The 20,932-nt window shown below is 62.6% G+C and carries 17 protein-coding genes; 7 read left to right on the top strand and 10 right to left on the bottom strand.

Going from position 1 to position 20,932, the window contains the following annotated elements:
• The first annotated feature begins 54 nt into the window (after window positions 1-54).
• From cysM to LG409_RS07590, 7 genes are all read left to right on the top strand, one after another.
• Window positions 55-951, top strand: coding sequence for a cysteine synthase CysM (gene cysM / locus LG409_RS07560; protein ID WP_039177164.1), 897 nt, complete (start codon window positions 55-57; stop codon window positions 949-951).
• A complete protein-coding gene (locus tag LG409_RS07565; protein ID WP_227407946.1) occupies window positions 952-2,391 on the top strand; it encodes a TRAM domain-containing protein in 1,440 nt (479 codons plus the stop codon). It abuts the gene before it with no gap.
• A gap of 46 nt (window positions 2,392-2,437) precedes the next feature.
• Window positions 2,438-4,714 carry a GTP diphosphokinase gene (relA, locus tag LG409_RS07570; protein WP_039177160.1) on the top strand — a complete coding sequence of 759 codons (2,277 nt, stop codon included), beginning with the start codon at window positions 2,438-2,440 and terminating at the stop codon, window positions 4,712-4,714.
• Window positions 4,714-5,541: a nucleoside triphosphate pyrophosphohydrolase gene (mazG, locus tag LG409_RS07575; protein ID WP_227407947.1), complete on the top strand. Its 828-nt coding sequence runs from the start codon at window positions 4,714-4,716 to the stop codon at window positions 5,539-5,541. The genes relA and mazG overlap by 1 nt, the downstream gene beginning before the upstream one ends.
• Window positions 5,542-5,583: 42 nt before the next feature.
• A complete protein-coding gene (ppc, locus tag LG409_RS07580) occupies window positions 5,584-8,232 on the top strand; it encodes a phosphoenolpyruvate carboxylase (RefSeq protein WP_081137151.1) in 2,649 nt (882 codons plus the stop codon).
• Between the two features lie 242 nt (window positions 8,233-8,474).
• Window positions 8,475-9,518, top strand: coding sequence for a 23S rRNA pseudouridine(2604) synthase RluF (rluF, locus tag LG409_RS07585; RefSeq protein ID WP_227407948.1), 1,044 nt, complete (start codon window positions 8,475-8,477; stop codon window positions 9,516-9,518).
• Between the two features lie 16 nt (window positions 9,519-9,534).
• Entirely contained in the window at window positions 9,535-9,828 is a 294-nt protein-coding gene (locus LG409_RS07590) for a DUF1294 domain-containing protein (protein ID WP_227407949.1), read from the top strand.
• On the opposite strand, the gene LG409_RS07595 is transcribed toward LG409_RS07590, so the two are convergent.
• The 10 genes from LG409_RS07595 to LG409_RS07640 form a co-directional block, all read right to left on the bottom strand.
• Window positions 9,806-10,480, bottom strand: coding sequence for an anthranilate synthase component II (locus LG409_RS07595; protein WP_227407950.1), 675 nt, complete (start codon window positions 10,478-10,480; stop codon window positions 9,806-9,808). The two genes, LG409_RS07590 and LG409_RS07595, sit on opposite strands and share 23 nt — an antisense overlap.
• Entirely contained in the window at window positions 10,477-11,898 is a 1,422-nt protein-coding gene (locus LG409_RS07600; protein ID WP_227407951.1) for an anthranilate synthase component I family protein, read from the bottom strand. The genes LG409_RS07595 and LG409_RS07600 overlap by 4 nt, the downstream gene beginning before the upstream one ends.
• Complete coding sequence (locus LG409_RS07605; RefSeq protein WP_039177138.1) at window positions 11,895-12,164, bottom strand: Trp family transcriptional regulator; 270 nt, start codon at window positions 12,162-12,164, stop codon at window positions 11,895-11,897. The genes LG409_RS07600 and LG409_RS07605 overlap by 4 nt, the downstream gene beginning before the upstream one ends.
• 115 nt (window positions 12,165-12,279) lie before the next feature.
• The gene (locus tag LG409_RS07610; protein ID WP_189462855.1) at window positions 12,280-12,846 is read right to left on the bottom strand and encodes a hypothetical protein; all 567 of its coding nucleotides are present in this window, start codon (window positions 12,844-12,846) and stop codon (window positions 12,280-12,282) included.
• Between the two features lie 77 nt (window positions 12,847-12,923).
• On the bottom strand, window positions 12,924-13,736 hold the full coding sequence (locus tag LG409_RS07615; RefSeq protein ID WP_096923126.1) for a class I SAM-dependent methyltransferase: 813 nt from the start codon (window positions 13,734-13,736) through the stop codon (window positions 12,924-12,926).
• 5 nt (window positions 13,737-13,741) lie between these two features.
• A complete protein-coding gene (locus tag LG409_RS07620) occupies window positions 13,742-15,454 on the bottom strand; it encodes an AMP-binding protein (RefSeq protein WP_039177131.1) in 1,713 nt (570 codons plus the stop codon).
• A 74-nt stretch (window positions 15,455-15,528) separates the two neighbouring features.
• Window positions 15,529-16,446: a hydroxymethylglutaryl-CoA lyase gene (locus LG409_RS07625; protein WP_227407952.1), complete on the bottom strand. Its 918-nt coding sequence runs from the start codon at window positions 16,444-16,446 to the stop codon at window positions 15,529-15,531.
• 9 nt (window positions 16,447-16,455) lie between these two features.
• A complete protein-coding gene (locus LG409_RS07630; RefSeq protein ID WP_227407953.1) occupies window positions 16,456-18,492 on the bottom strand; it encodes an acetyl/propionyl/methylcrotonyl-CoA carboxylase subunit alpha in 2,037 nt (678 codons plus the stop codon).
• Window positions 18,489-19,313 carry an enoyl-CoA hydratase/isomerase family protein gene (locus LG409_RS07635; RefSeq protein ID WP_100732078.1) on the bottom strand — a complete coding sequence of 275 codons (825 nt, stop codon included), beginning with the start codon at window positions 19,311-19,313 and terminating at the stop codon, window positions 18,489-18,491. The genes LG409_RS07630 and LG409_RS07635 overlap by 4 nt, the downstream gene beginning before the upstream one ends.
• A 10-nt stretch (window positions 19,314-19,323) precedes the next feature.
• Window positions 19,324-20,931: a carboxyl transferase domain-containing protein gene (locus LG409_RS07640; protein ID WP_227407954.1), complete on the bottom strand. Its 1,608-nt coding sequence runs from the start codon at window positions 20,929-20,931 to the stop codon at window positions 19,324-19,326.
• Between the last annotated feature and the right edge of the window lies 1 nt (window position 20,932).

Here is a 20,932-nt window from a genome sequence, read left to right on the forward strand (position 1 = left end):
GGCATGGGCAGCACCGATATAATGCAGCATAACGGTTACGATAAGGAATGTGTGATGAATTATCCCACGCTTGAAGATGTGGTCGGCAACACACCGCTGGTACGTCTGAAAAGAATCACGGCAGGCCGCAACAATACGCTGCTGGCCAAGCTGGAGGGCAACAACCCGGCAGGCTCGGTCAAGGACCGCCCAGCGCTGTCGATGCTCAGCGAAGCAGAAGCCCGTGGTGACATTCGTCCCGGTGATACGCTGATCGAGGCGACCTCGGGCAATACCGGCATTGCGCTGGCCATGGCGGCCGCCATCAAGGGTTACAAGATGGTGCTGGTCATGCCTGAAAATGCTTCCGCCGAGCGCAAGCAAGCCATGGCGGCCTACGGCGCCAGGCTCATCTCGGCGAGCAAGGAGGGAGGCATGGAAGAGGCACGCGATATCGCCGACGCCATGATTGCCCGAGGCGAGGGCAAGCCGCTCAACCAGTTTGCCAACCCGGACAACCCGCTGGCGCATTATCGCACCACCGGCCCGGAGGTATGGCGGCAAACCGACGGTGAGATCACACACTTCGTCAGCTCCATGGGTACTACGGGCACCATCATGGGCGTGTCACGGTATCTCAAGGAGCAGAACCCGGCCGTGCAGATCGTCGGGCTGCAGCCGGCCGATGGCGCCAGTATTCCCGGCATTCGCCGCTGGCCCCAGGAGTACCTGCCCGCCATCTTCGAAGCGCCGAGAGTCGATGTCACGCTGGACATCGCCCAGCAGGAAGCCGAAGAGCACATGCGTCGCCTGGCCCGGGAAGAGGGTATTTTGGCAGGGGTTTCATCCGGCGGCAGCCTGGCAGGTGCGCTGCGCATCGCCGAACAAACCGAAAACGCGGTCATCGTGTTCATCGTCTGTGACCGTGGTGATCGCTATCTCTCCACGGGCTTGTTCGCCCCGGAGGTATGAATGGCCATGTTGGGTAAGCGGCGGCCTCCACGCCCCGCCTCGGGCCATTCGGGCCTGACACGCACGCCAAGTGGGCGAGCCGCAAAAGAGCAGACTGGCGAGCTCTCCGGTGCGCCGCTGGTCGTCGAGCGGCTGGCCCATGATGGCCGAGGGGTGGCCCACAACGCTGCCGGGAAGACCGTGTTCATCGACCGGGTGCTGCCCGGCGAGAAAGTGGAGGTCGCGGTCCATGTGACCCGCAAACGCTTCGATGAGGCGCATGTCAAAACTCTGCTGACTCCCTCGCCCCTGCGCGTGACGCCGCCCTGTGCCCACTTTGGCCAGTGCGGAGGGTGCGATTTGCAGCACATGGCGCTCGACACCCAGCGCCACCACAAACGGGAGGTGGTCGCTGAGCTGCTGGCACGGCAGGGCCTGGCCCATGATGCCATCGGCTTGCTCCACGGGCAGACCACGGCGTATCGCCGTCGGGCGAGGCTGGGTGTCAAGGTGGATAGCCAGGGCAAGGTGCACCTGGGGTTTCGCGCCGCCAGCACGCATCGGCTGGTAGATATCGACACCTGTCCAGTGCTGGTGCCTGCCTTGCAGGCGCTCATTGCCCCTCTGCGAGCGCTGTTGGAGAGCCTGGAAGCCCCGCGCTTGGTCGGCCACCTCGAACTGCTGGCGACCCCGGATGCGACGGTCGTGCTGGTGCGTCAGTTGAAGGTACAGCCTGACGATGAGCTGCGCTGGCAGCGTTTCGCTGAGCAGCACCAGGTACATGTCGGTGCCTGGCTGGGGCGCGAAACGCCCCAGCTGCACTGGTATGGTGCGCCACCTTTGCTGAGAGAGCGCGTTGACATGCAGGCGCTGGGCATCGACGCCAGCACACTGCCATCCACCCTGTCGCTTGACTTTGCGCCGGGAGATTTTTTGCAGGTCAATGCCGAGGTGAACCAGCAGATGGTGGCACAAGTGGTAGGCTGGTTGGCGCCCAAGCCCGGCATGGTGCTGCTGGATCTGTTTGCCGGTATCGGCAATTTCAGCCTGCCGTTGGCCGCTGCAGGCGCCCGCGTTCATGCGGTCGAAGGGAGCCAAGGCATGGTCGAACGGCTGCGCGACAATGCCCATAACGCCCGCGATGCCGATGCAGTCCTGGCGGTCAGCGCGGAACAAGCGGATCTCAGCAATGCCGAGGCCGTGGCCAAGGTGCTGCGGCAGCACCCCGTGGATGCGCTGGTGCTGGATCCGCCGCGTAGCGGTGCCGAGGCGGTGTGTCAGGCGCTGGGCCGCCATCGCATTGCCAAGATCGCGTATGTTTCCTGCGACCCGGCAACCCTGGCTCGCGATGCGGCACATCTTGTGCATGCAGGGTATGCTATCAAGCACGTTGTCGTGGCCGACATGTTCGTACATACGGCGCACATGGAAACGCTGATGCTGTTTGAATATACGGGCTAGCGTGCCATTTGCAGCAAGCCGCCACCCAAAAGGATGAGTCATTGTCATGGTGAAAGTGCGTGAAGACCAGCCGCTGACAGAAAGCGGAAAGGTGGACATACAACAATGGTTAACGCGCCTTCAGGAAGATGTGCGCCTGCGTGAGCCCGAGCGCCTGCTTCAGGCCTGCGAGCTGGCCGACCAGTTGGAGCGAGAAGCTCCCCGCACCCATCGTGTGTGGCTGTCGCCAGGTTCCAGTTTTCGCATGGGGCTGGAAATGGCCGATATTCTGGCGGATCTCAAGCTCGATCAAGCCACGCTGGAAGCTGCCGTGTTGTATCGCGCCGTGCGCGAAGGGTTGCTGAGCCTCGACGCGGTGACCAAGCGCTTTGGCGATGAAGTGGCGAAGCTGATCGATGGCGTACTGCAGATGGCCGCCATCAGCTACCCCTTGGCGCCCAACCATGGCATGAGCCAGCATAACCAGCAGGAAAACCTGCGCAAAATGCTGGTCAATATGGTGGGAGATGTACGAGTCGCGTTGATCAAGATTGCCGAACGCACCTGCGCGCTGCGTCAGGTCAAGGACGCCCCCCGGGAAAAATGCCTTCAGGTGGCCAGGGAAGTGGCCGATATCTACGCGCCGCTGGCCCACCGCCTGGGCATTGGCCAGATCAAGTGGGAGCTGGAAGACCTCTCGTTCCGCTACCTGCATGAGGACGAGTACAAGGCGATTGCCAAGTTGCTGGCAGAGAAGCGCCTGGACCGCGACCGCTATATTCACGATGTGGTCGAAACCCTCAAGACCCTCATGGAAGCCCAGCATATCCATCGTTACGATGTCAGTGGCCGGGCAAAGCATATCTACTCCATCTGGCGCAAGATGAAGCGCAAGCGGATCGATTTTTCCCAGGTCCACGACGTGCGCGCCGTGCGCATTCTGGTACCCGAAGTCACCGACTGCTACACCGTGCTGGGTATCGTCCACTCCCGCTGGCACCACGTGCCCAACGAGTTCGACGACTACATCGCCAACCCCAAGAAAAACGGTTATCAGTCGCTGCACACGGCGGTCATGGGGCCGGAAAACAAGGTGCTGGAAATTCAGATCCGCACCTTCGGTATGCACGACGAGGCCGAGCTTGGGGTGTGTGCCCACTGGCGCTACAAGGGCCACGATACCAATGCCAAGAGTCGCAGCTACGAAGAAAAGATCGCCTGGCTGCGGCAGGTGCTGGAGTGGCAGGACGAAGTGGGCGGCTTTGGAGACCTGCGCGAGGGGCTCTCCAGCGACGTGGCGCCGGACCGAATCTATGTTTTCACCCCTGACGGCCACGTGATCGACCTGCCGCGTATCGCTACTCCCATCGACTTTGCCTACCGGGTACACACCGAAATAGGCCATCGCTGCCGAGGTGCCAAGGTCAATGGGCGTATCGTGCCCCTGACCTACAAGCTCAAGACTGGCCAGCAGATCGAGATTCTCACCGCGACCAAGGGTGGCCCCAGCCGCGACTGGCTCAACCCCAGCCTGGGCTACGTACGCACCTCACGGGCGCGGGCCAAGATCCAGGCATGGTTCAAGCATCAGGCCCGGGACCAGAACCTGGACGAAGGGCGCACGCTCTTCGAGCGTGAAATGCGTCGTCTGGATGTGGAAGGGCTCGACCTGCCAAAACTGGCCAAGGCGGTCAATTACCAGAACGCTGACGACATGTACGCCGCGTTGGGCGCCGGTGACCTGCGGATAGGCCAGGTACTGCATCAGGCGCAGCAGCTGTTTGGCGAGACTGATGACCAGGAGCAGTTGGACCGACTGCTGGCCAAGCCTCGCCGCCAGCCCAGCAAGGCCACCAAAAGCGACATTACCGTGCTGGGCGTGGGCAACTTGAAGACCAGCATGGCCAACTGCTGCCGACCGGTGCCCGGCGAGCCGATTGTCGGCTTCATCACGCAAGGGCGTGGGGTCACCGTGCACCGTCAGGATTGCACCAATATTCTCCAATTGCGCATGGAGGAGCCTCAGCGCATTATCGAAGTGGAGTGGGGCGAGCGCGCCCATACCCGCTACCCGGTGACCATCGAGATTCAGGCCTGGGACCGTTCGGGTTTGCTGCGCGATGTCACGGGCCTGCTGGGCAATGAAAAGGTCAATGTACTGGCGGTCAACACGCTGACCGATACCGACGAGGGCATTGCCCGCCTGCGCATCACCCTGGAGGTGGATGGCCTGGAGTCCCTGGGACGGCTGTTCTCGCGTATTCAGCAGTTGCCCAACGTGACCGAGGTTCGCCGCCTGCGTAACGCCGACCCCGAAAAAAGTGCCCGCAAAGGAGGGGCCTGATGCGCTACCGCCTGGAAGACCTGTTGACGCTGATGGCCGTGCTGCGTGACCCGCAGCAGGGCTGCCCGTGGGACGTCAAGCAGCACTGGGACACCATCGTGCCGCATACCCTGGAAGAAGCCTACGAAGTTGCCGATGCCATCGAGCGGCGTGCTTTCGATGAGCTGCCCGGAGAGCTGGGGGACCTGCTGTTTCAAGTGGTCTATTACGCCCAGTTCGCCGTCGAGGAGCAGCGCTTCGATTTCCACGATATCGTCCATACGTTGACGGAAAAGATGTTGCGTCGCCATCCGCATGTGTTTCCAGAGGGGACGCTGGCGTCTCGCCGCCCGCCTGGCATGAGCGCAGACGCCGTCAAAACCCAGCAGGTCAACAGCCGCTGGGAAGCGCTCAAGGCCGAAGAGCGCGCGCAGCGCAGCGTAGAAGAGGTATCGGTGCTCGACGATGTACCGCGTAACCTGCCTGCGCTGAGCAGGGCGACCAAACTCTCCAAGCGTGCCGCCCGAGTGGGTTTCGACTGGCCCGATGCCCGCGGCGTGCTGGACAAGATTCGTGAAGAGCTGGCCGAGGTCGAAGAGGCGCTGGCCGCTGGCGACCGCCAGCATGCGCAGGAAGAAGTGGGTGACCTGCTGTTTGCGGTCACCAACCTGGCGCGTACCCTGGGGGCCGACCCTGAGCAGTGCCTGCGCCAGACCAACAGCAAATTCGAGCGCCGCTTTCGCCATGTCGAAGGCGCACTTGCCAGGGCCGAGCGACCGTTGGGTCAGGCGACCCTGGAAGAAATGGAACACCACTGGCAAGCCGCGAAAGCCCAAGAACAACGCTAATATCTCACCATATCAACGCGACCCCGCAAGGAGGCCCCGCCAATGAGCCATGATCTACACGAGTCGCTGCGCGATAATGTCCGTATTCTGGGTGACAGTCTTGGGCGTACCATCGCCGATGATCTGGGCCAGTCGTTCGTCGACAAGATTGAAACCATTCGTGCCCATGCCAAGCGGGGTCGCCAGGGCGACACCCTTCAACAGCGGCAGTTGATCGAGTATCTGCGCCAGCTTCCCGAGCGCGACCTGCTGCCGGTCACCCGTGCCTTCAACCAGTTCCTGAACCTCGCCAACATCGCCGAGCAGCATTACCGCGCTCGGTTTCGTCGCGTGGAGGATTACAAGCCAGGCACCCAGCCGGTGCTGGGCGAACTGCTCAGTCGCGCCCAGCAGGCGGGCAACTCCCCCCGCAAGCTGGTCGAAACCCTGGCCAACATGCGCGTGGAGCTTGTGCTCACTGCCCACCCCACCGAGGTCATTCGCCGCACCCTGATTCAGAAGTATGACGCCATCGACGAGTGCCTGACCGCCATTGAAAGCTCCGAGGATTACCCTGAGCGTGGCGCCCGCGCTCAGGGGCGGCTGGAAGAGCTGATCAGCCAGGCCTGGCACACCGACGAGATTCGTCACGAACGTCCCACCCCGGTGGATGAGGCCAAGTGGGGCTTTGCGGTCATCGAGAACTCCCTGTGGCAGGCGGTGCCCGATTTTCACCGCGACCTGGATAGCCTGTTGCTGGAAACGGCAGGCGAGCGCCTGCCGCTGGATGCGGCGCCCATTCGCTACGCCTCGTGGATGGGTGGCGATCGCGACGGCAACCCCAATGTCACGGCGAAGGTGACCCAGGAAGTCCTGCTGCTGGGGCGCTGGATGGCGGCAGACCTCTATCTGCGCGATCTGGAGCAGTTGAAGACCGAGCTTTCCATGTGGAAGGCCAACAGCGCCTTGAAGGCCGAAGTGGGCGATGTCGCCGAGCCTTACCGGGAGCTGCTCAAGCGTCTGTTGACGAAGATGGAAGCTACCCGTGACTGGGCCAAGGCACAGCTGGAGGGGCGCAACTACGATGGCGGGCCCATCATCGAAACCCGCGACCAGCTGTATGCGCCGCTGCTGGCCTGCTATCGCTCGCTGTGCGATGTGGGTCTGGACACCATCGCCAACGGCGCGCTGCTGGATACGCTGCGACGGGTCGCCGTGTTCGGCGTTACCCTGACCAAGCTGGATCTGCGCCAGGAAGCGGGCCGCCATGCCCAGGTCATGGAAGAACTCACCAGTGCCCTGGGCCTTGGTCATTATCAGGAGTGGAGCGAGCCCCAGCGTCAGGAGTTCCTGCTTTCCGAGCTGGCCTCGCGCCGTCCATTGATCCCGCGCCGCTGGGAGTGTTCCGCCGAATCACGGGAAGTGCTGGATACGTTCAAGGTGATTGCCCAGGAGCATGCCGAAGCGCTGGGCACCTATATCATCTCCATGGCAGGCGAGCCTTCCGATGTACTGACCGTGGCGCTGCTCATGAAAGAGGTGGGCGGCCAAGTGACGCTGCCCATCGCGCCGCTGTTCGAGACGCTCAACGACCTGGACCACGCCGGTGCTGTCATCGATCAGCTGCTGTCGCTGCCGGGTTACCGAGCGCTCACTCAGGACCGTCAGGAAGTCATGATCGGTTACTCCGACTCTGCCAAGGATGCCGGGCAACTGGCGGCGGCCTGGGCGCAGTACCGCGCCCAGGAAGCGCTGGTCAACGTGTGCGAGAAGCACGGCGTGGATTTGACGCTGTTCCATGGCCGAGGCGGTACGGTAGGCCGTGGTGGCGGTCCGGCCCATGCGGCGATTCTCTCTCAGCCGCCGGGGTCGGTGAACGGCAGCCTGCGGGTGACCGAGCAGGGAGAGATGATTCGCTTCAAGTTCGGCCAGCCGGACATTGCGCTGCGCTCCATGGAGATCTACGCCTGCGCGGTGCTGGAAGCCACGCTGCTCCCGCCGCCTGCACCACAACCGCACTGGCGCGAAGAGATGGACCAGCTGGCCAAGGTTGCCCACGCGGCTTACGTGGGCGTGGTGCGTGAAGACCCGGATTTCGTCCCCTATTTCCGCGCGGTGACGCCCGAGGGCGCGCTGGGCAGGCTGCCCTTGGGTTCGCGTCCCGCCAAGCGTCGCCAGGATGGCGGCGTGGAAACGCTGCGGGCGATTCCCTGGATCTTTGCCTGGACGCAGATTCGCCTGATGCTGCCCGCCTGGCTGGGCAGTGGTGAGGCCTTTGCCCGACGCCTTGAGGAGCCGGGCGGCCTGGAAGTGCTGCAGGAGATGCGTACGCAGTGGCCATTCTTTGGCACCTATCTGGACATGCTGGAGATGTTGCTGGCCAAGGCCGATGTGGCCATTGCGGCTTATTACGAGCATCGCCTGGTCGACGAGCCTGCGCTGAAGGCGTTGGGCAAGCAGCTGCGAGAACGCTTTGCGCGGCTGGAGCTGGTGGTGCTGGACATTCTTCAGCAGGAGCGGCTGCTGGAGAATACGCCGCTGATCCGTCAGGCCATCGATGTTCGCAACCCTTACATCGACCCGCTCCACGGCCTGCAAGCCGAGCTGCTGCAGCGTAACCGGGATGCTGACGGCGCCATCAGCGCCGATCTCTCACGGGCGCTGATGGTCACCATGGCAGGCATCGCTGCCGGGCTGCGCAATACCGGCTAGTCGCACCGTGGGCCAGCGCCGTCACTCCTCGGGTGGCGGCGCTTTTGTTTATGTTGGGCTGCTGTTTTCGTTGAGCTTTTATCGACGCACTCCAGGGGAGGTGCACCATGCACGCAGATGCTCAGGCCGTGATGGTCTTCTGGTTTCAAACCTTAGCGCCTGCCCTCGCCGCGCCGGAAGAAGTCGCCTTCCTCCAGCAGCCGGGCTCCTCTTTTTAACCCAATGGGATGACGTAGCGCTTTATGCCGTTAAGAACCTCTACCCGTATCAACAAGTACATCAGTGAAAGCGGCCTGTGCTCCCGCCGCGAAGCCGACCGCTTCGTGGAGCAGGGCAATGTCTATATCAACGGTCGCCGGGCCACCACGGGGGATCAGGTGGTGGCGGGTGATCGGGTCAAGGTGAACGGCCAGGAGATCGAACCGCAGGAAGAAGAAGACCTGGTACTGATCGCGCTGAACAAGCCGGTGGGCATCGTCAGCACCACGGAGTCTGCCGAGAAGGACAACATCGTCGAGTTCGTCAAGCACGGCACGCGTATCTTTCCCATCGGACGGCTGGACAAGGACTCCCAGGGCCTGATCTTTCTCACCAACAATGGCGATCTGGTCAACAAGATTCTGCGCGCCAACAATCATCACGAGAAAGAGTACGTGGTGACGGTGGATAAACCGATCACCGATGAGTTCATTGCCGGTATGCAGGGCGGGGTGCCCATTCTTGGCCAGGTGACCAAAAAGTGTCGCGTGGTCAAGGAGTCTACTTTCGTCTTCAATATTACGCTGGTGCAGGGGCTGAATCGTCAAATTCGCCGTATGTGCGAATACTTCGGTTACGAAGTGACGCAACTGGTGCGTACACGCATCATGAACGTCTCCCTGAAAGGCCTGGCGCTGGGCGACTGGCGCGATCTGACGCCCCGTGAGATCGAGACCATCATTGCCCTGACCGAAACCTCGCAAGCCGCACCGGAGAAGAAAAAAAGCGACAGGCCTGACTACAGCGGCAACAGACATGGCGCGAAAGGTAAACCACCGGCAGCGAAAAAGGCCTCACCAGGTGCCCGTTCGGGTGGCAAGAGCCGTCAGGACTCCAAGGGGAGAGTAGTCGCGCCGGGTAAGCCAGGCGCCAAAGCAAAGCCAACGGGAAAACCGGCTGCCAAAGGCAAGGGCAGGCCCGGCAGTAAACCCGGTGGCAAGCCGGGCGCGGGCAAGAGTGCCATCAAGGGTGGTCGTCCTGGTGGGGGCAGAACAGCCGCCGGTAAGCCGTCTTCCCGGCGCAAATAGTCAGCCAGGACCCATCATGAATTCATGGATGCTTTTCGGGCTGGTGCTCTATGCAGCGGCCAGCGTCGTGACCTATGCCACCTATGCATGGGACAAGCGGGCGGCGATCAAGAAGCGCCAGCGGGTGAGCGAAAAAACGCTGCACTGGCTGGCGCTGCTGGGGGGTTGGCCAGGCGCGTGGTGCGCTCAGCAGCAGCTGCGCCACAAGACCCAGAAAACCGCTTTTCGGCGAGTATTCTGGGTCACGGTGGCGCTCAACCTGGCCTGTCTGGCGGCTGTTCTGGCGCTTACGCAACCTTGGCCGAGTTGAACAGGAAGTTGGCGATCAGTTCCTTGCCGCCTTCGGTGGCAAACGACTCCGGGTGAAACTGAATGCCGTGGATGGGGTAGTCGCGGTGCTTCACGCCCATCAGCTCGAACTCGCCTGCGGCCTGCCAGGCGCTGCGCTCGGCAAAATGCTCGGCGGTCAGCGCGCCGACCGTGGCGGTCACTTCCAGGCACTCGGGCAGGGTGGTGGCGTCGGCAATCAAGGAGTGGTAGCGCATCACTTCCAATTGGTCGGGGACGCCCTGGAACACCGAGCGGTCATCGTGGTGAATGGGACTGATCTTGCCATGCATGGGCAGCGGTGCCTTGACCACCTTGCCACCAAAGACATGCACGATTCCCTGCATGCCCAGGCACACTCCCAGCAGTGGCGTCGTCTTGCCGAGTTTTTCGATGACCTCGGCACACACCCCGAAGTAGCGCGGGTCGTCCGGCGAGCCCGGCCCCGGCGAAATGATGATGCGGTCCGGGGCCATGGCCTCGATGGCCCTGAAGTCGATCTGGTTGTTCCGCTTCACCACGATCTCGAAATGCGGCAGCTCCCCGCGGTTCTTTTCGGTGGTGAGAATTTCACCGATGAACTGGTAGAGGTTGTAGGTGAACGAGTCGTAGTTGTCGATGATCAGCACCTTCATGCGGGGCTCTCCGTTTCCGTGCTCATAAAGGGGGCTAGCGCCTTGCGGGTACCGGCAAACTTGCGACGAATCTCCTCGTACTCATCCTCGGCATTGCTGTCGTAGACGTTGCCGCCGCAGGTTTGCACGTAGGCGCGTTCACCGTTGACGAACACCGTACGAATCGGAATGGCGAAGGTGCAGTCGCCATTGAAGGAAAACTGACCCACTGCGCCGCCATAGGGGCCACGACCGTCGGTTTCCAGATCGTCGATGATCTTCATGGCCTCGATCTTGGGAGCGCCGGTCAGCGTTCCGGCAGGGAAGTTGCTGGCCAGGGCGGAGAACATGTCTTCGCCTTCGGCGATGATGCCGACGATCTCGCTGGAGATGTGCTGTACGTGGCTGAACCGCTTGATGTCCATCAGGCTGCGTACCTTCACCGTTCCAAACTGGGCCACGCGGCCGATGTCGTTGCGGTGCAGGTCCACGATCATGTTGTGCTCGGCGATCTCTTTCGGGTCGTTGAGCAGTGCGCGGGCCAGCTGCGTGTCTTCCTGGGGGGTCTGGCCACGGAGCGTGGTGCCCGCCAGCGGGAAGGTTTCCATTTCGCCCTGGCGCAGGCGAAACAGCAGCTCGGGGCTGGCGCCGATCAGCTTCTGATCACCGAATTTGACGTAATACATCTGTGGTGACGGGTTGATGGTGCGCAGCTGGTCATAGAGCGCCAGGGTATCGCCCTGGATGCGAAAGCGCTTCTTGAATCCCACTTCACACTGGAACACCTTGCCGTCGATGATGTCCTGCTTCACTTTGGCCACGGCTTCGGCATGCTGGGCCTTGCTCATGGTGTCGCCCAGCGCGGTAATGCTGAGTGCCCCGGCAGGCTCGTCTGCTGCTTCGATCAGTGTCTGCAGAAAATCATAGCGGCTGTTGTCGTAGTAAAAGTAGGTGACTTCCCCGGTCATCTTGTCGAGGATCAAGCCATCCTTGTAAAGCCCGAAGCGGAAGGTATCGAAGTCGTCGCTGGCTTTCAGCGTCAGCGAAGGCTCGAAGTACTGCATGGCGTCGTAGCCCAGATAGCCGCTGAGGCCGCCGGCGTACTTGCGGGAAATGATGTTCTGCGGAATCAGGCTGCGCAGCAGCTCGTAGGGGTTCTCGCTGGTGTACTGCTCGGCCTGACCGTCGCGGTTTTCAATGGTCAGCGTGTCGCCATTGGCGTACAGCGTATATTCGGGGTCGAAGCCAATGATCGAGTGGCGCGCCATATGGCTATCTTCGCCCAGCGACTCCAGCATGTAGCAGGTGTCGAAGCGGCGCTCGATTTTTTGAAACAGGGCGAAGAAGTCGCAGTCTGCCGCCAACGTCACGTAGTGCGGTTTACGGGGCAGTGTAAACGGCGTTGGGCCAGTGGTGTTGGCCTGAGTGTGAGTGCTCATAAAGGGTCGTTCCGTGATGAAGATGACTGGTTCAGTGCGCGAGAGCCCCTGGATACCGTGGCAATACCGACCCCGAGGGTGTCGGCAATCTTGCGGTGGGGCACCCCTTCGTTGAGCAGCTTGAAAATCTGCAGGCGCTTGCTGATTTCCTGGTACTCCGCTGGTGTCAGCAGGCTGGCCAGCGCAGCGTCCATGGCCTCGGGGGTCTCGATGGCCACCAGATGGCGTACCAGCTCAGTCTGATAATGTGACGGAGAGAGGGTCATGAGTGAGTCACCAGCGGTCGATGTAATCCGTGTTAATGTACTAGTACGCTAGTACATTAACACGGATAAACGCCGGGTCAAGAGACATCTCGGCTGGCAGCATCGAAAACTGGGATTAAAACGGCAGGTGTAGCGAAGCGCTGAGCATATTGAGGTGGCTGAGCGTGGGTGCATCGATACGCTCGTACTCGAAACGGCTGATCAACCGGTTGATGGTCATGGTGGCGCCGAAGCCTTGCAGTAGCGCCGTGCCGCCATCATCGGCCTGGGGCTGGTACGCTTCACCACGCCACTCGGTGAAGCCGGACTTGGCATAAATGCTGACGGCGCCCATGCGCACGCCTGCCACTAGGGCGCCACCCAGGCTCAGGGTGTCCATGAGTAGCGGGTTCACCTGGGAAGTAATGGGGACTTCTTCACTTTCGCGATAGGCGATCTCGGCACCGATATCCAGCCGGGGCAGCCGTTCGGGGCTGAAGCCCGCGGTCAGCCGAAAGCCGGTGGTGTTGGTGTCCAGGCTGCTCAGGTCGCTGCCTTCCAGCACCACGCCGTTATCCAGCCGAATCCACTCACCGTCGGGGGCCGCATAGGCAAGCAGTGCCGTATCGTCATTTGCCAGGGCAGTGGCGAAGGGCGCGGCGCTCACCAGCGTCAGGAACAGGGTGCTTGCCAGGCGGTTCATTGGCGTTCCTCTTGTCCTTGATCGTGACCTTGTCGTTATGCGTGATTGTCGCCATTTATCGAGCCAACCGTTACAGGTTAGCAACGGGCGCTGATTTCCACCACGTTAATTGCCTGTTGAGCGAGATTTTCCAGCAGGTGCTTGCCCATGGTCAGGAAGCGCTCGCCAAATACCCACTGGGGCGAGACGACCGCAGGCTGGGCGGTCTGCTCCTTTTGGCGTTGACGCTGGCGCCAGGCCAGGGCGGTCTGGCTCCAATCCTCGTGGTGTTGCAAGGTGAAGCCTTGCCGTTGCAGCAGGGTAGTCAGTGCTTCCAGGCTGAGCAGGTGCGAATGTTCGGGCCCTTCCGCCCAGGGCACGGGGTAGCGCAGCGCCGCCTGGTTCGGGCCGCCCACCACTTCGTGCATCACCAGCTGCCCGCCGGGGCGCAGCACTCGGCGGCACTGGGCCAGTACGCTTTCCGGGTCAGGCATGTTCATCAGGCTGTGCTGAAACACCACCGCATCGAAGCTCGCGTCGGTAAACGGCAGAGCGCTGGCATTTCCCGTCACCCAGCGCAATTTGCCGCCCATGGGAGTGGGGGTGAGTTGGCTGATGGCCCGGTTGAGCGCGCTGAAGCGGTGGGTGATATCCAGCCCGGTCATGTGCAGACCCATCGCCGCGCCCTGGCGCATCAGCCCGCCCAGCCCGGCACCGATGTCCAGCACCTCGCTTTGCGGCTCGATCAGGGCCAACAGCCTGGCCGAGGCGGCCAGCCCACCGATATGCAGTTGGTCCAGTGGCGCGAGCTGGTGCAGCGTCGGACCCTCAGGATAATGGCTGCGCAACTGCTGGAGGATCTCCTGGTCGCGCAGCCCCTGATCGTAATGATGCGCCAGGGGCTTTGCCATGGCGGCTACTTCTGCTCGTCCAGGCCCAGCTCTTCTATCGAGATTTCGCGCATCTTGAATTTCTGGATCTTGCCGGTGACGGTCATGGGGAACGCATCCACGAACTTGAAGTAGCGTGGGATCTTGAAGTGGGTGATCTTGCCCTTGCAGTATTCGCGCAGGTCTTCACCGGTGATCTCGCCCGCGGTGGCGTTGAGCTTCACCCAGGCGATCAGCTCTTCGCCATACTTCTTGTCGGGCACGCCGGTGACCTGGACTTCGGAAATGGCCGGGTGGGCGTACAGAAACTCTTCGATCTCTTTCGGGTAGACGTTTTCACCGCCGCGAATCACCATGTCCTTGATACGCCCCACGATCTGGATGTAGCCCTGGTCATCCATGGTGGCCAGGTCGCCGGTGTGCATCCAGCCTGCCTCGTCGATGGCTTCGGCGGTGGCTTTGTCGTTGTTCCAGTACTTGAGCATCACGCTATATCCACGGGTGCACAGCTCGCCGATTTCACCACGGGGCAGAATGCCGCCATTGCCGGGGTCGACGATCTTGCTTTCCAGGTGGGGTTGTGTGCGGCCCACGGTGGAAACGCGCTTGTCGATGGTGTCGTTGGCGCCGGTCTGTGTCGACACCGGGCTGGTCTCGGTCATGCCGTAGGCAATCTGCACGCCCTTCATGTTCATCTTGTCGATGACCTGCTTCATGATTTCGGCAGGGCAGATGGAGCCAGCCATGATCCCGGTACGCAGCGAGGAAAAGTCGGTCGACGCAAAGTCGGGGTGTTCGAGCTCGGCAATGAACATGGTGGGTACACCGTAGAGGGCGGTGGCTTTCTGCTCATGGACGGCTTTCAGGACTTTACCGGGGTCGAAGCCTTCGTCCGGGTAGATCATGGCGGCCCCATGGGTCATGCAGCCCAGATTGCCCATGACCATGCCGAAGCAGTGGTAGAGCGGCACGGGGATCACCAGCCGGTCGGCGCTAGTAAAGCCCATGCTCTCTGCCACGAAAAAGCCGTTGTTGAGAATGTTGTGGTGGGAGAGCGTGGCCCCCTTGGGAAACCCCGTGGTGCCGGAGGTGTATTGAATGTTGATCGGGTCGTCGAACTGCAGGGTGGCCTGCAGGTCGTCCACTTCGGTCTGGCTGACGGTGTCGGCCTGGCCAATGAAGTCGGCCCAGCGCCACATGCCGCTGTGCTTTTCGTCGCTGAGGTTGATGATGCATTGCAGCTGCGGCAGCTTATGGGCGTTCAGCGCCCCTTCGGCGCAGTGGTTCAGCTCGGGGGCCAGCTCGTACAGCATGGCGGTGTAGTTGGAGCTCTTGAACTGGTGGGCGGTGATCAAAAAGCGTGCACCGGATTGGTTGAGCGCGTACTCCAGCTCGTGGGTCCGGTAAGAGGGGTTGATGTTGACCAGAATGGCACCGATCTTGGCGGTGGCAAACTGGCTCAGCGTCCACTCGCTGCAGTTGGGAGCCCAGATGCCGACCCGATCGCCTTTCTTGACCCCCATGGCAAGCAGGGCCCGAGCGCAGCGATTCACCTCCCGCTGCAGTTCTCGGTAGCTCCAGTGAATGTTCTGGTGCAGTGCGATCAACGCGTCGTTGTCCGGGTATTGGGCGGCAATCTGGTCGAATTTGTCGCCAATGGTCATGCCCAGCAAGGGTTTGTCGGCGGTGCTGCTGGTGTAGCTGGGCAGGGCGCTGGAAAGCGGTGCAGATGATGCCATGGTGAGTCTCTCCGAAATCTTTTTGTTGTCTGAACGGGAAGTGAAGCGTTTTTAATTATTAGGGCCGGGCCGTACTAGCCGGGAGTGCGCTGTGCACACCCTCTGGCCAGCGCCACTTTGGCGCTGGGCTGGCGGCCCAACTGCCGCGTGATCCAGTCGCCGGTGTCGATCACCGCTTGCAGGTCGATGCCGGTCTCGATGCCGAGTCCTTGCAGCAGGTACAGCACGTCTTCCATGGCCACGTTGCCGGAAGCGCCCTTGGCATAGGGGCAGCCACCGAGGCCTGCCGTGGCGGCGTCGATGACGCCGACGCCCTCTTCCAGCACGGCGTACAGGTTGGCGATGGCCATGCCGTAAGTGTCATGGAAGTGCGCGGCCAGCCGTTCGATGGGCACGTGTTGGGCGGTGGCCTCGATCATGCGTTTGGCGGCCAGCGGCGTGCCGGTACCGATGGTGTCCCCGAGGGAAATCTCGTAACAGCCCATGTCGTAGAGCGCTTTCGCCACCTCGGCGACTTTCTGCGGGGCGATGTCCCCTTCGTAGGGGCACCCCAGCACGCAGGAGACGTAGCCACGCACTCGCACGCCTGCCTCGTTGGCCCGTGCGAGCACTGGCTCAAAGCGTGCCAGCGACTCGGTGATCGAGCAGTTGATGTTCTTCTGCGAGAACGCTTCCGAGGCGGCGCCAAACACGGCGACCTCTTCGACGCCCACGTCCAGAGCGCCTTCCAGCCCCTTCAGGTTCGGCGTGAGGGCAGAATACACCACGCCGGGCTGGCGTTTGAGGCCGCGCATCACCTCGGCGGCATCGCCCATCTGCGGTACCCACTTGGGAGAAACGAAGCTGGCGGCTTCGATATGCCGCAGGCCGGCCGCTGCCAGGCGCTCGATCAGCGCGATTTTGGTGGCAGTGGGCACCAGGGTGCCCGGTTCGTTCTGCAGCCCGTCGCGAGGGGCCATTTCAAACAGCTTGATAGCCGTAGGCAGTGCCATGAAAAGCTCCTATTCGCTGGGGGCAAAGTCGAGCAGCACGTCACCCTGGCTGACCGTGTCGCCTGCCTGGAAGTGGAACGTGGCCACGCTGCCGTGGGTCGGTGCCGTCATGGTGTGCTCCATTTTCATGGCCTCCATGACCATCAAGGGCATGCCTTTTTCCACTGTGGCGCCGGGCTCGACCAGCAGCGCCACGACGGTGCCGTGCATGGGGGCGGTGAGGGTCGCTTCGGTTTCCTGATGGCCGTGGTCGATGGCGTCGATACGCTGCCAGAGCAGGCGGGTTTCGCCGCTGGGTTCGGCCATCACGACGACATTGCCATCCCGGTAGGCCTGCAGGCGACGGCGATGGCCGTCGAGGGTCACCGCCACCGCATCGCCTGCCAGCGGTTGCAGGCTGGCGCTGAGCGTGTGCTCGCCGATGGTCAGCTGCCACTGGGCGTCCAGGTTCGTGCGTTTGCCCTCCACCACGACCAGGCTGTCCCTCTCCGAGCCTTGCGCCGCGCTGGGGTCGCACAGCGTGATGCGGATGGTGTACGGGGCATTGAGCCGGAAGCCGTCGTGGCGGTCCCAGGGCGAGTCGCTTTCGCACTCCTGAGCCAGCTGGTGCAGCCCGATCAGCGCAGCGCTGGCATAGTCCTGCGTGGTGTAGCGGCGTGGCGCGAATAGCGTCGCTTCGTTGCGTTCGATGAAGCGCGTGTCCAGCTCGACGTTCTTGAAGCCGGGGTGATTGGCCAGCCGCTGCAGGAAGGCGCGGTTGGTCACCACCCCCTGCACATCCAGCGCGGCCAGCGCCCGGTTCAAGGTAGCCAGCGCTGCGTCGCGGTCGACACCGTGCACGATCAGCTTGGCCAGCATGGGGTCGTAGTGCATCGACACGCGATCGCCGCTCTCCACGCCGCTGTCCAGGCGCACCTGGTCGGCGGCCAGGCCCGCGCCTTCGGTGTCCAGTTCGAAGCGGGCCAGCAGGCCGGTGGCAGGCAAGAAGTCCTGCTCCGGGTCCTCGGCGTAGAGCCTCGCCTCGAAGCTGTGGCCGGTGATGGTCAGCTCGTCCTGACGACAGGGCAGCGGCTCGCCCATGGCGACTCGCAATTGCCACTCCACCAGATCCTGGCCGGTGATCATCTCGGTGACGGGGTGCTCCACCTGCAGGCGGGTGTTCATCTCCATGAAGTAGAACGAGCCGTCGGCGTCCAGAAGGAACTCCACCGTGCCCGCGCCCACGTAGCCGATCTCCTTGGCAGCGCGTACGGCGGCGTCGCCCATGGCGGCGCGCAGCTCGGGCGTCATGCCGGGGGCGGGGGCTTCTTCGATGACTTTCTGGTGGCGACGCTGCACGCTGCAGTCGCGCTCGAAGAGGTACACGCCTTGGCCGTAGCGGTCGCAAAAGACCTGTACCTCCACATGGCGGGGCTGCACCAGATACTTTTCGATCAGCATGCGGTCGTCGCCAAAGGCGGCTTTCGATTCTCGGCGGCAGCCGTCCAGCGCTGCCTTGAAGCCTTCGCCGCTTTCGACCACGCGCATGCCCTTGCCGCCACCGCCTGCGCTGGCTTTCAGCATCACCGGGTAGCCAATCTTGTCGGCTTCGGCGCGCAGCAGGGCGTCATTCTGGTCGTCGCCATGATAGCCCGGTACCAGCGGCACCCCCGCGTTGGCCATGCGTGCCTTGGCCGCCGATTTGTCGCCCATGGCGGCAATGGCGGAAGCGGGCGGGCCAACGAAGGTAATACCGGCCTGTTCCAGCGCTTTGACGAAGGTGCCGTTTTCGGACAGAAAGCCGTAACCGGGGTGAATGGCGCCGGTGCCGGTGCGTTGGGCGGCGTCGATCACTGCCTCGATGTTCAGGTAGCTTTCCCGGGCGGCCGCCGGGCCAAGACGCACGGCCTCGTCGGCTTCCCGCACATGGCGGGCGGTGGCATCGGCATCCGAGTAGACCGCCACGGTTTTCAGCCCCAGACGGCGGGCGGTGCGCATCACGCGGCAGGCAATTTCACCCCGGTTGGCTACCAGTAGGGTATCGAAGGGGGTCGGGGTAGGCGTCATGAGCGTGGCTCCGCGGCGTGTTGGTGTTCTTCGGGGGATGTCCAGGCGGGGCGGCGCTTGTCGAAAAAGCTGGCCAGGCCCTCCTGGCCTTCTTCACTGACCCGCAGCTGGGCGATGACCTGGCAGGTGTGCTCGCGGGTGGCATCCGAGTCCGGGGCCTGGGCCACGCTGGCCAGCAGGGCTTTGGTTGCCCGCTGCGCCTGAGGAGAGCCCTTGGCCAGGGTGTCGATCATGGTATCGATGGCGTGATCCAGCGCATCGTGTTCGACCACCTGGTGGGCGAGCCCCAGCTGCAGCGCGGTGGGGGCATCCATGACTTCGGCGCTCAGCGCGTAGCGGCGCATCTGCCGTTGGCCGAGGGCGCGCTGGACGTAAGGGCTGATCACGGCCGGCGACAGGCCGATATTGACCTCCGACAGGCAAAACCGAGCCTTCTCGGAAGCGATGACGATGTCGCAGCAGGCGGCAAGCCCGACCGCGCCACCGAACGCGGCGCCCTGAACGCGGCACAGGGTGGGGCAGGGCAGCGTGTCCAGGCCGTGCATCAGCGCCGCCAGCTTGCGTGAATCGGCCAGGTTGTCGGCCAGGTCGTAATCGACCATGCGCTTCATCCAGTTCAGGTCCGCACCGGCCGAAAAGCTCTTGCCCTCGGAGCCGAGGATCACCACGCGCACGTCGCCTGCGCTGGCCAGATCGTGCAGGGTTTCCAGATGACCGTTCAGTTCGGCGATCAAGCGATCGTCAAAGGCGTTGTGCACCTCTGGACGGTTCAAGGTCAGCCGGGCGACACCCGATTCGATAACCAGGGTTGAGTAAGCCATGTGATGCCCCTTACATCCGGAACACGCCGAAGCGCGTCTCTTTGATTTCTGCGTTCATGGCGGCGGCCAACGAGAGACCCAGCACGTCGCGGGTTTGCAGCGGGTCGATGACTCCGTCATCCCACAGGCGCGCGCTGGCGTAGTAGGGGTGGCCCTGGTGCTCGTACTGGTCGCGGGTGGGCTGTTTGAAGGCCTCTTCGTCTGCCTTGCTCCATTCCTGGCCTTCTCGTTCGTACTGCTCGCGCTTCACCTGGGAAAGTACGCCTGCTGCCTGCTCGCCGCCCATCACGGAAATACGCGCATTGGGCCACATGAACAGCAGATTGGGGTCGTAGGCTCGGCCACACATGCCGTAGTTGCCAGCACCGAAGCTGCCGCCAATCAGCACGGTGTACTTCGGTACGTTGGCGCAGGCTACGGCGGTGACCAGCTTGGCGCCGTGCTTGGCGATGCCTTCGTGCTCGTATTTGGAGCCCACCATGAAGCCGGTGATGTTCTGCAGGAAGACCAGCGGAATCTTGCGCTGGGCACACAGTTCGATGAAGTGCGCGCCTTTCACGGCGCTTTCCGAAAACAGCACGCCGTTGTTGGCGACGATACCCACCGGGTAGCCGTGGATATGCGCAAAGCCGGTCACCAGGGTGTCGCCGTAGTAGCGCTTGAACTCATCGAAATCAGAGCCATCGACGATACGGCCGATCACTTCGCGCACGTCGTAAGGTTTTTTCAGATCGGTGCCGACGATGCCGTACAGCTCTGCGGGGTCGAGTCTTGGCGGCCTGGGGGGTTGCATGGCGAGCTGGCCACGCTTTTGCCAGTTGAGCCGGGACACGCAGGCCCGTGCCAGCTGCAGCGCATGGGCGTCGTTTTCGGCATAGTGGTCGGCCACGCCGCTGATGCGGGTGTGCACATCGGCGCCGCCCAAGTCTTCGGCGCTGATGTTTTCCCCGGTCGCTGCCTTGACCAGCGGTGGGCCGCCCAAAAAGATCGTTCCCTGCTCCTTGACGATGATGGACTCGTCCGCCATGGCGGGCACATAAGCACCGCCTGCGGTGCAGGAGCCCATGACCACCGCGATTTGCGGGATACCCTCGGCAGAGAGCGTGGCCTGGTTGTAGAAAATCCGGCCGAAGTGGTCGCGGTCGGGGAAGACCTCGTCCTGGCGGGGCAGGAAAGCCCCGCCGGAATCGACCAGGTAGATGCATGGCAGGCGGTGCTTGCGAGCCACTTCCTGGGCGCGCAGGTGCTTTTTCACCGTCAGCGGGAAATAGGTGCCGCCCTTGACCGTGGCATCGTTGGCCACGATCACGCACTCCACCCCCGATACCCGGCCAATCCCGGTGACCACCCCGGCGGCGGGCACGTCGCTGTCGTAAACGTGATGGGCTGCCAGCGCAGAAAATTCCAGAAACGGCGAGCCTTCATCGATCAAGTGGTCGATACGGTCACGTACGAACAGCTTGCCACGGCTTTCGTGGCGGGTGCGGGCGTTGGCGCCGCCGCCCTGGGCGATGGCCGCGGTCAGCTCACGCAGCTTGTTCACTTCCCCCAGCATGGCGGCCTCGTTGGCCTGAAAAACATCGCTGCGCGGGTTGATCTGTGTCGAGAGTGTGCTCATG

It is taken from the genome of Halomonas sp. NyZ770 (assembly GCF_020616575.1).
Taxonomy (GTDB): domain Bacteria; phylum Pseudomonadota; class Gammaproteobacteria; order Pseudomonadales; family Halomonadaceae; genus Vreelandella; species Vreelandella hamiltonii.